Origin of the sequence: Clostridium punense (assembly GCF_017874425.1) — a bacterium.
Taxonomy (GTDB): Bacteria; Bacillota; Clostridia; order Clostridiales; family Clostridiaceae; genus Clostridium_J; species Clostridium_J punense.
The window spans coordinates 1-11989 of sequence record NZ_JAGGLL010000024.1 but is presented as its reverse complement, the minus strand read 5'-3'; the positions used below and the strand labels follow the sequence as shown (position 1 = coordinate 11989).

Annotated in this window: 9 protein-coding genes and 1 tRNA gene; all 10 read left to right on the top strand. The window is 28.9% G+C overall.

Annotation, left to right across the window (positions count from 1 at the left end):
- Positions 1-145 precede the first annotated feature (145 nt).
- The 10 genes from aroC (at position 146) to J2Z44_RS14580 (ending at position 11874) form a co-directional block, all read left to right on the top strand.
- Positions 146-1288, top strand: coding sequence for a chorismate synthase (aroC, locus tag J2Z44_RS14625; protein WP_021284986.1), 1143 nt, complete (start codon positions 146-148; stop codon positions 1286-1288).
- Positions 1281-3920, top strand: coding sequence for a DNA polymerase I (polA, locus tag J2Z44_RS14620; RefSeq protein WP_021284987.1), 2640 nt, complete (start codon positions 1281-1283; stop codon positions 3918-3920). The genes aroC and polA overlap by 8 nt, the downstream gene beginning before the upstream one ends.
- On the top strand, positions 3907-4599 hold the full coding sequence (coaE, locus tag J2Z44_RS14615; RefSeq protein ID WP_209649736.1) for a dephospho-CoA kinase: 693 nt from the start codon (positions 3907-3909) through the stop codon (positions 4597-4599). The genes polA and coaE overlap by 14 nt, the downstream gene beginning before the upstream one ends.
- Positions 4529-5095: a lytic transglycosylase domain-containing protein gene (locus J2Z44_RS14610; RefSeq protein WP_021284989.1), complete on the top strand. Its 567-nt coding sequence runs from the start codon at positions 4529-4531 to the stop codon at positions 5093-5095. Before coaE ends, J2Z44_RS14610 begins: the two co-directional genes overlap by 71 nt.
- A 93-nt stretch (positions 5096-5188) precedes the next feature.
- Positions 5189-5274, top strand: a tRNA-Leu gene (locus J2Z44_RS14605).
- Between the two features lie 124 nt (positions 5275-5398).
- Entirely contained in the window at positions 5399-6409 is a 1011-nt protein-coding gene (locus J2Z44_RS14600) for a tyrosine-type recombinase/integrase (protein WP_021284990.1), read from the top strand.
- Positions 6410-7272: 863 nt separating this feature from the next.
- The gene (locus J2Z44_RS14595) at positions 7273-9243 is read left to right on the top strand and encodes a hypothetical protein (RefSeq protein WP_021284991.1); all 1971 of its coding nucleotides are present in this window, start codon (positions 7273-7275) and stop codon (positions 9241-9243) included.
- Between the two features lie 18 nt (positions 9244-9261).
- On the top strand, positions 9262-9909 hold the full coding sequence (locus J2Z44_RS14590; protein ID WP_021284992.1) for a hypothetical protein: 648 nt from the start codon (positions 9262-9264) through the stop codon (positions 9907-9909).
- Positions 9910-10041: 132 nt separating this feature from the next.
- Positions 10042-10956, top strand: a complete 915-nt coding sequence (locus J2Z44_RS14585; protein ID WP_209649734.1) for an SHOCT domain-containing protein — start codon at positions 10042-10044, stop codon at positions 10954-10956.
- 360 nt (positions 10957-11316) lie between these two features.
- Positions 11317-11874, top strand: a complete 558-nt coding sequence (locus J2Z44_RS14580) for a recombinase family protein (RefSeq protein WP_209649732.1) — start codon at positions 11317-11319, stop codon at positions 11872-11874.
- Positions 11875-11989 lie beyond the last annotated feature (115 nt).

Sequence of the window (11989 nt, the reverse complement as noted above, 5' to 3'; positions counted from 1 at the left end):
CTTATATAAAGTATTTTTATTATAAAACTATCAAATATGTTTTATATGATGTTCTAAGGTAATTTATAATTAGGGAATTATTGTTAATACTAATTAGTAGTGCTATAATAAAATGATAACTTTATGTTAGGAATGAGGAAAATATATGTTAAGATTTTTAGATGCTGGTGAATCTCATGGTAAAGCTTTAATTGCAATTCTTGAGGGTATACCAGCTAATATAAGATTAGATATTGACCGTATTAATGACGAACTTGCTAGAAGGCAAAGAGGTTATGGCAGGGGTAACAGAATGAAAATTGAAAAGGATAGAGTGGAAATTTTGTCAGGGTTGAGAGGCAATGTCACCACTGGAAATCCTATTTCTTTAATAATATTTAACAAGGACTATGAAAATTGGAAGTCGGTACTAGATAATGAGCCAAATGAAGAAGATAAAATTGGAATCGCTAGACCTGGCCATGGAGATTATGTTGGCTTTATAAAATACAAAACTGGGGATATAAGAAATACAATTGAAAGAACTTCTGCAAGAGAAACTGCAATCAGAACCGCTGTAGGAGCTGTATGTAAGCAGGTACTTAAAAATTTAAACATAGAAGTTAGGAGCAAGGTTCAGTGTATCGGTTCCATACATGATGTTGAGGTAGATATCTTTAATGACGATTTATATAAGGTTATTGAAGATAGCGATGTGAGGGTTGTAAGTAAAGAAATTGAAGAGAGAATTAAGTTGAGAATTGATAAACTTAAGCTAGAAGGAGACACTATTGGAGGAAGTATTAATGTCCAAGTAAATGGTGTCCCAGTAGGAATTGGCAGTTATGTGCACTATGACAGAAAACTAGATGGAATTTTATCCCAGGCGATAATGTCTGTTCAAGGAATAAAGGCTTTAGAGTTTGGGAAAACGTTAAATTCCTCAATAATTGGAAGTACATTTAATGATGAGATGTATTTTGAAGATGGAAATTTGCATAGATACAGTAATAATAGTGGAGGTATAGAAGCCGGAGTTTCTAATGGAGAAATTATCTCTATTACTGCTTTTATGAAACCAATTCCAACAGTAAAAAAAAATCTTAGAACTGTTGACTTAATAAAAAAGAAAAATACTACAACAAGATATGAAAGATCAGATGTTTGTGGGGTAGTACCTGCCTCCATTGTTTTAGAAAATGTCATAGCTTTTGAGATTCTAAAAGAAATATTAAAAGCTTATCCTAGTGACGATTTCATTAGTTTATTAAAATATATAGAAGAAGACAGGAAGTGTGCAAATGAATAAGAAGAAATTGCTAATATTGGATGGTAACAGCTTATTATATAGGGCGTTTTATGCAATACCAGAATTAACAACTTCAGAGGGAATACACACAAATGCAGTTTATGGTTTTACCAGTATGCTATTAAGGATGATAGATGAAATAAAGCCAGATTACATTGTTACGGCCTTTGATAGGGCGGCACCAACCTTTAGGCATATAGAGTATGGAGATTATAAAGCAGGCAGGAAAAAAACCCCTGATGAGCTAGCTATGCAATTTCCCATAGTAAGAGAACTATTAACAAAATTAGCCATTAATATTTTTGAGTTAGATGGATATGAGGCAGATGATTTAATTGGAACCTTATCTGTGGTTGCCGAAAATAATGATATAGATTCTTATATAGTTACTGGCGATAGGGATGCCCTACAACTAGCTACTGATAATGTTAAAGTCATAATAAACAAAAAAGGTATGAGTGAAAAAGAAATTTATGATAGAGAAAGAATGGTAACTGAACTAGGAGTAACTCCAAAGCAGTTTATTGATGTAAAAGGGCTAATGGGGGATAAGTCAGATAATATTCCAGGAGTTCCAGGTATTGGAGAAAAAACTGCTTATAAGTTGATAAAAGAATATGGAAGCATAGAAAATCTATTAAATAATATAGAAAGTGTTAGTGGAAAGAAACTTAAAGAATCACTTATGGAATACAGTGAACAGGCTATTTTTAGTAAGAAGCTTGCAACAATAATTACAAATGTGCCAGTGGATATTGACTTAGAAGCTATTAAGTCCAAAGAGGAGTTTGATGTGAAGGGGATAAGAGAACTATTTTATAAACTTCAGTTTAAATCCTTATTAGAAAAGGTAGAAAAAATCGGTGGAACACCTATTGAAGAGAAGACTAAAAATGAAGCTATAACTAATATTGAGTATGTGGAAGTTAATTCTATTTCAGAGCTTAAGAACATAGATATGACGCTAAATAATAAGTTATTATATGTTCTATTTAATGTTGAAGAGACAAATGTTTTTTCTAAACTAAGTCTTAAAAAAATATATGCAAATTATAATAATAAAAACTACGTAATAAACACGGAAAAATTACTAAATGATTCACAGGAATCAACAGTGAAGTGGTTAAAGATGGCATTTCAAGCTGAAGGCATTAAGCTTGTAAGCCATGGAATTAAATATGCTTACAGCTCTTTTTTAAAGTTAGGAATCGATTTACCTTTAGTTGAATTCGATGTGGAAATTGCTGCATACCTAGTGGATTCTGCTAAAGCTGAGTATAGTCTAAAAACTTTAGTTGAAGAAAATTTAGGGGAGAGTTTCCAAGGAGAAGGAGACAATTTATATATAAATGGATTATCATTCCTTCCCAAACTATATGAGGCCGAAAAGTCACGTATAGAAGCTTTAAACATGGAGACCTTATTGTATAATGTAGAACAACCATTAACAAAGGCTATTGCGTTGATGGAAACTGAAGGGTTCAATATTGATAAAAATATGTTACAAAGCTTGGGCGAGAAGTTTAAAGAAGAGATAGATACACTGACTAAAGACATTTATGGATTGGCAGAGGAAAGTTTTAATATAAACTCGCCAAAACAATTAGGTAAAATTCTCTTTGAAAAATTGGATCTTCCTGCTATGAAAAAAACAAAAACTGGATATTCAACAAATGCTGAAGTTTTAGAAGCACTTAAGGAAAAACATCCTATTATAGAAAAAATCCTTTATTATAGACAAATAACTAAGTTGTATTCTACTTATATTGAGGGATTAAAAGCCGTAATAGATATAGATGGAAGAATTCATTCAAATTTTACCCAAACAGTAACCACAACAGGAAGATTATCAAGTACTGAGCCTAATCTACAGAATATACCTATAAAATATGAAAATGGTAGAGCAATTAGAAAGGTTTTTATACCTCACAATAAAGACTGTGTTATATTATCTGCAGACTATTCTCAAATTGAACTTAGGGTTCTTGCTCATATATCTGGTGATGAAAATTTAATAGACGCTTTTAAACATAGCAGCGATATTCACACTAAAACCGCTTCTGAAGTTTTTGGGGTTCCAGTAGAAGAGGTAACGAAAACTATGAGAAGCAACGCCAAAGCTGTTAATTTTGGTATAGTCTATGGAATCGGAGATTTTAGTTTAGCTCAAGACTTAGGAATTACGAAGGCTCAAGCGAAGGAATATATCGACACTTATCTTAAAAGATATCCTAAAGTTAAAGACTACATGGATAAAGTAGTTGTGGATGCTGAAGAAACCTCCTATGTTACAACTATACTTAATCGTAGAAGGTTTATCCCCGAAGTAAAATCAAATAATAAAATAGTTAAGGCACTAGGAAAGAGATTGGCAATGAATGCACCAATACAAGGAAGTGCTGCAGACATCATAAAAATTGCCATGGTTAATGTGAATAATAGATTGAAAGAAAAAACTATGAAAAGTAAGTTGATTTTACAAGTTCATGACGAATTAATATTAAATGTGTACAAAGATGAATTAGAAGAAGTAAGTTATCTGGTTAAAAGTGAAATGGAAAATGTACTTTCTTTGTCAGTCCCCTTAGAAGCTGATGTAAGTGTGGGAGAAAATTGGTATGAAGCAAAGTAGTAATATTTTTCTTGTTGGATTAACAGGCAATATTGGAAGTGGTAAAAGCACAGTTTCAAATTACTTAAAAGAAAAAGGAATTTCTGTTATAGACGCTGATGTTATCTCAAGAGAAGTTATGATTAATCACCCTGATATTTTGACGAAAATAAAATTAAATTTTGGGGATGAGTGCTTTGATCAAAATGGAACTTTGATTAGAAAAAAATTAGGCAATATAATATTTGCGAATCAGGAAAAAAAAAATAAACTTGAAGAAATAATCATTCCTTATATAATTAAAGACATATTTGCCAAGGTTAAAGAGTATGCTGATAAAGGAATAGATTTATGTGTGGTGGATGCACCAACACTAATAGAAAATAATTTGCATTTTTATATGAATGCCATTATACTTGTTACCGTAGGAAGGGAAATACAACTCAAAAGAGTAATGGAACGAGATTCCCTAAGCTTAAAAGAAGCTACTATAAGAATTGATGCTCAAATGAAAGAAGAACATAAGTTAAAATATGCTGATTTTGTTATCAAAAATGATGGAACTAAAGAACATGCTAAAAAACAATTAGAAGAAATATTGATACTAGTTGATAATTTTAGGGGGAAAGATGGCGAAAAAAAGGAACCTTATAACCTTACTTGTGCTAATTCTAGTACTAGTTATGGTAATAAATTTTAAAACTATTTTAAAATTCGCATATCCTATCAAATATGAGGATTATGTGATAAGACATAGTGCAAAATACAATATAGATCCCTATTTAGTGATTTCCGTAATTAATACAGAAAGTAAATTTAATGAAAGAGCTTTATCTTCAAAAGGGGCTTATGGGTTGATGCAAATTATGCCTGATACTGGCCAATGGATATCTCAGTATTTAGAGATTAAACCTTTTAATAATGATATGATGTATGATCCAGAAATCAATATTAAAATGGGATGTTGGTACTTAAACAATCTAAGCAAAGAATTTAATGGGGATACTGAACTTATTTTAGCAGCCTATAATGGTGGTAGGGGTAATGTAAATAAGTGGCTATCTAATGGAGAATACTCAAAGGATGGGAAAGCTTTGCATAAAATTCCATTTAAAGAAACTGAGGAGTACGTTAGAAAAGTCAAATTTAGTTATAATATTTATAAATATCTATATGATCTTGAAAAAAATCCATAGTAACTCTATGGATTTTTTATTGCGAAAAATATTATTTTCCTATTGAATGAGTTAGTAAAGAATGATATAATAATTAGGAAGAGTTAAGCACAAGCAGGTGTGCTGGAATCGGCAGACAGGCACGTTTGAGGGGCGTGTGTACCACGTACGTATGGGTTCAAGTCCCATCACCTGCACCAGCTATTGATTTAACTTGTTAGTAATACGTTTAAATATGAACTTTAAGCCATACGTCTAGGTTGTAAAACACCTATAAACGTGTGGCTTTTTTATTTGTCAACGTATGTTAGCAAGGAGGAGTATATGGCAAGGGTAAAAAAACAGGTTATGATAATTACAGAGGAAGAAACTTCAAATTTTAATAGTGAATTAGGCATTAGTTACTCGATTGATAAAATTCACCAATTGTTTGAAGCAGATATGAAAACAAGAGGATTGAGGATAGACACTATTAAGTTTTATAGTAGAATTTTGGAAGCTTTTTATAAGTTTATTCCCTATAATACTAACATTAATGAAATTAATAAAGATACCATTAACCAGTATATAAAGTATTCTATTGAAGAAAGAGGACATTCACAAGGAACTATACATACTAACATCAGAGGTTTAAGGACATTTCTTTATTGGGCAATGAAAGAAAATTACCTTTCATCATTTAAAATAAAAGTTCCACCTCAAAATAAGGATAAACTTGATGCTTATACCAATGAAGAAATACAAAAGCTACTGACTAAACCTGATTTAAACAAAGTTCAATTTGGAGAGTATTGTGCTTATGTAGCAATTAATATATTTGTTTATACTGGTTGTAGATTAAGCACTGCTATAAATATAAAAATTGAAGATATTAATTTTGATGATAAAGTTATGTATTTTAGACATACCAAGAATGGGAGAACCCACACTGTACCAATACCCAAGATACTAACAGACGTTTTGAAAGATTATTTAAAAATAAGATTGCAAAATGAGGATTCTTTACAAACGAATAGTCTACCTTTACTTGTAAGTGTTTATAATGAGCAATTAACAACTGATGCACTTCAAGCACTTATTAGGAGATATAATTTAAAAAGAAATGTTAGTAAGACTAGTATTCATAGTTTTAGAAGGTTTTACTGTAAAAATGCTATTATGCAAGGTCTATCAGTACCTAAGGTCATGGCATTAGTACAACATAGTAGACCAGAGATTTTGGATAGATATGTAAAATTTTATACAACTGATTTAGAGGATGATGTTGAAAAGCTTGCCGAGAGCATAATGCCTATAGAGAAGAAACCACGTAAAAGTATAATTAAAATGAATTAAAAATTATTAAAATAAAATTGATTAAGGGTGTATATGATTCCTATATACATCCTTTTGTTGTTCAATTTATATTTTAAGATATGAAAAAAACATATGCAGTGAAAGTATAGTAAATTATTGTAAAATTAATTGATTAGACCGTTTTATAGAATGTATTATATTATATTGCAAACAATGCAATAGTTACCACGAACAAACATTAGTGATAGCTTCATTTGTAAAAAGTAATTAAAGAATAATTATTTATTGTTTGATTGATAGTTAGTACAATGGGAAAAAATATTATATAAACAAGTATCTATAAAGTTTTAAAAGCGAACTAAGGATTTAATAAAAGTGCAGAATATAAAAAGATAAAAGAACATCCTTATAATATCATAACTTAAAGAATGCAAATTCTATCAATTGTTGGTAAAAAAGCTAATCTAATAGAGCAGATATTATTAATAAAGGGAAGATATGCTTTGATTTAGAAGCTTAGTTATAAAATTGGATAAATAATAAAAAGATAGAAGATTTTTCTATCTTTTGACAAAAAAAGTATTTACAAACACTAACATTTATGGTAGAATAAATGTTAGCAAAATAATTATAATATAACCCTTATAACATAATTTTAATACAAAATGGTGCGTATGTCAATAACTTTTTATGTGTTATTATAATTTTTTTATAATAACACACCTATGATTAAATAAACTTAATTCAAATCACAATATGATGAATAGTAATTTACACACATAACAACTCAATTATAGACTAGGTAAATACATATACTGCTTTTTTAATTTGAAAGTATTGGAGGTTTAAAAGCAATTATATCTGAAAAAGAGTATAGATTACAAATATCAAGGAGGATTTGAATGCAAGCAAAAGATTTTTTAGAATTACTTCATGGCAAAAACTTAATTAATTTTAGGTTAATTAACTCAGACAATGCTTTTAATACAACTGGATTGTATGACGAAGAAACAATTAAAAAACTGAAAAAGTATAATGAACAAGGATATAATGTATATTTTGTAGTTAACGGAGGGGGAACGCAGAAACATCAAATCAATAAATTTAATGCAGTGTTTATTGATTTAGATTGCGGTCGTAATGATGATAAAAATTACTATCCTCTAGAAGAAACTAAGCAATACAAAGAAAAATGTATTGATAAACTTAAAGAGTTTAAAAATAAACCTTCTATAACTATAGAAACAAGAAATGGTCTTCATGTTTATTGGCTATTAAATGAAGGTGCATCAAATGAGGAGTTTGAAGATTGTCAATTAAGGTTAATTAATTATTTTCAAAGTGACAAGCAAGTGAAAACTGTAGAAAGAATAATGAGAGTCCCAGACTATTATTGGACAAAGGATATAAATAATAGGTTTATGTGCAAAGTATTAGAATTAAATAATATAAGATATGACATTGAAGATATTATATGTGATTTGCCATATGAAGAAAAGATAGGACAAGCACATCCCACTAATAAATACAATAATAATACTAATGTTTTTATTAGTGGGACTAGTATGTATTCACACAATTTAGATTTAGTTAGGAATAGTGAGTGGAAAAGTCTTAGAGAAATTATAAAACCAAAACAAGTTATGTTAAGTAACTATAAAGACGTATATGATTACCTAAAAAAACAAGATTTGAAAAACTTCTTAGGGTTACCAAAATCATTTAATTGCATTTTTCATGAAGATAAAAATCCTAGTGCAAATATATTTTTAGACCCTAAAACTAATTATTATTGGTATAAATGTTATTCTGAAGATTGTGATGTAGTTAAAGATATTATTTCGATAACTGAAAATATATTAATGTGCAACACACCTCAAGCACTCAACTTTTTAAGAAGAGTATATGATATTAAATTTGTTGAAAGTGATTGGGAAAAAGAAATGAAGGAAATTTTAGATTCCAATATTAGATTTCTGATGGACAGTGAAAGATTTAAAATAATTGCTCCTGAAACCTATAAGAGGATTAAGAATTATATTCCAAATTTGATTCTAATAAATAGTTTTGCAAAGGAAAAGGTTTTTACTGATAATTTCACTGATGGGAGTGGTATACCATTATTTTTTGCAAGTTTAAGTCATTTACAGAGTGTATGTAAACGCTATGACCAAAAAAGAATGACTAGTATGATAACGTTATTAACTTATCTTGGTTTACTAAATAAGGTAAAAGAAAATGAAATACCCGATTTTCTGTTAAAAGAATCCAAATATCAGGCAAAAATCAAGGGTCAGAAAAATATTATAAATTATTATTCAATACCTTCCTATTGCGATGCAATTATGGCATTTAGTGAAAGTAAAGCGAAAGAGTTTAATGAAAAAGGTCTTACAATGAAAGGTATAAGCAGAGAATTGATTTACAGAACTTTTGGAGAAGAAGAAGCAAATAGAGTTTTTCCTCAATCGGCAGGGAAACAATTGACTGATATGAGTGAAGAGTTTTCATTATTGGTTGATAGGGTTATTTTAAACTTTATAAAAATTCAAGGATATGTAAGAGAAGGACAAGTTATTGAGTCTTTTAAAGGAAATAAAGAGATTTTAAGATGTAGGATTAAGAGAGTGATTCCAGAAACATTAGAAAAATACGACTTGGTTAGAATTAAATTAAATAAATTATTAAAAGAAAGATTAAATATTGATGAAGTTGGTTATCCGTATGTTATCATGCAAAGAGATAAATATAACCTATATTCCCAAAAGTATTGTAATAACTTATTTAATTTTCTTAAATCTAAAACAGGGCATCAAGTTGGCTTAAGAAGTTTTCCAAGAATATTTAGAAGAGAATCAATTAGTATTAAGTAATAAGGAGAGAATAAAAATATGAAATGTGAATTTAAGAATTGTAATAAAGAAGCAGAAACTAAGGGATATTGTGAAGAACATTATCCAATATATCGTAAAGGTGACAAAAAGATTGGTGTTTATGTTATGGAGTTTATCTCAAAAGAGGGAACTTTCTTTTATGTAGGAATGACTTTTTCACAAGATATTAATTCAGAAGTATCAAAACACAAATCAGCAATTATTAACCAAGAATCTAATAAGGATAAAAAGTTACAAAAATGTTTTAATAAAATTTGTCTTGAGCATCCAGAATTAGATAGAAAAGAAGTTTATACAAACTATGTAAAAGATTATCCTTTAGATTCGTATGATGCAATAGGTGGAAGGATATTACAATTGGATGAGGATGGAACTTATATTGAAGTAAATGATAAAGAAACTATAAAAAGAATATATCTAAATAAGTACGAAAGTTTTATACGTGGTAAAATAGATGGTCGTAGTGGTGTAAATAAAAAGTTTGATTTTAGTCAACTAACAGATGATGAAAGAGAAATATTCAAATTTATTGAATATGAATATATAAGGATTTGCAAAAAAGAAACTTACTGGATTAATAAACTAGCAGAAACACATGGAAGGAAATTTTGCCTAAATAAAAAGAAATTAAAAGCCGTATCATAAATAATTTTGACTCTCATTAAAATTAAATTCACTTTACTGTTGTAAAACTCATATGATAAATATGGAATATAGGTTTAATTTTGGAAATAAGTAATATATAATATATTATATATTTATTTGGAGGTATGATTTATGGTTTGGATTATTTTGGGGGGAGTATTTATTTTTTTTGTCACAATAGTGGTTGTGACCATAGATGGAAGGGAAGAAAAAGCTCAGTTAAAAGAAGAAAAGATTAATTACATGAAATCTAATTCGGTACCAGCAAATGCACTTTCTATTAAGTATAAGAGTGGAATTGCGTGCATAGATAGTAAAATCAATAATCTATATGGCAAGTTTATACAGGATGTGTATGAAAATTTTAATGAGGATGAGTACAAAAGACAAGTAAATTTCTATGTATATAATCAAAAAAATGCTTCTATATATAAAAATATACAAAATAAAATTAGAAAGCATATGAAGGATAATTTGCGACTAAACTCTTTAGAAAAAAACTTAGCAGTATATGAAATTGAGAGTGGCTTAATAACTTTTTATGTTTGGTTATGTAATAATAATTTATGTTTACTAGATTCAGAAGAAAATGGAGTTGGGCAATATCAAATAGCATTAGATGATATTATCTCTTTTTTAAGAGAAGGAGATATTTATAGTGAAACTAATATAAAAGGTGGAGATTCCTCGATTGGAGGAGCTATATTGGGTGGAGTAATTGCAGGTGATACTGGGGCGATTATAGGGAGTAGAAGGAAAATAACTACTGAAAATATTAGGAAGGACTTTAGATTTACAATATTAGAGTATAAGGATAAAGATAAAAAAGGACATGCAATTTTCAATTCTGAAGCTTATGATGCATTTTTAAAACTAATCCCAAGTAAAGAAATAAAATTTGTAGCAACAGGGAATAGGATAGAAGTGACAGAGCCGAAGGAGGATATTTTTGAGCAAATTGAAAAACTTGACAAGCTAATGAAAAAAGGAATCGTAACAGAAGAAGAATTTATATCTAAAAAAGCTGATTTACTTAATAAAATATAATATAATTGCATGAAAGAGTGGTATTTAATGCCATTCTTTTTTTATGATAAAATTGGATATTTATTTTAAGAGAATTGAGAAACTCAATGATTTCTGGAGTTAAATTTAAGATTTTCTTTAAAAGGATATAAGTAATTGTAAGCTATTTAAGTGAATATGTGGAGACACGTTTTTATTTTTACATTGAAATATGATAGTTGATTATTTGTATAGAGTATACCTTAAATAAACTCCTATTATAAGCTAAGATGTGTTTGTTTAGAGTGGTTTTTATATTATACAAATAAATGTTTTACAAAGTATAGACTCTAAATAAACAATATGGTATTATATGTATATAGTCATGAAAGAGGGGATAGAATGAAAGTTGCGTATATTAGGGTTAGTACAATAGAGCAGAATGAAGAGAGACAAGTAAAGGCAATGGATAACTTAGGAATTGAAAAATATTTTAATGAAAAAATAAGTGCTAAGGATACCAATAGACCTAAGTTAAAAGAGTTGATGGATTTTGTCAGAGAAGGAGATATAGTTTACATAAAAGACTTTAGTAGACTAGCAAGAAGTACTAAGGATTTACTTGAATTGGTTGAATACTTTAATAAAAAGAAAGTTAATCTTATAAGTTTAAAAGAAAATTTAGATACAAGTACACCAACAGGAAAATTAATGGTTACAATGATGGGTGCTATTAATGAATTTGAAAGAACAAACCTTCTTGAAAGGCAACGTGAGGGCATAGCCATAGCAAAAGAAAATGGTGCATATAAGGGTAGAAAAGCTATAGAATATCCAAGTAATTGGAATGAAATATATAGTAAATATAAAAATAGAGAATTAACTGCAACAAAATCAATGGAGTTATTAGGTTTAAAAAGAAATACGTTTTATAAATTATTAAAACAATATGAAGCTTAAAAAAGAAGGTGAATAAATACGAGGGCACTGAAAAACATCTTGTTTTTCAGTGTTCTGCCTTTTAGATAATAAAAAAGACATGAGTATAATCCATTTTATGGTACATACTCATGTC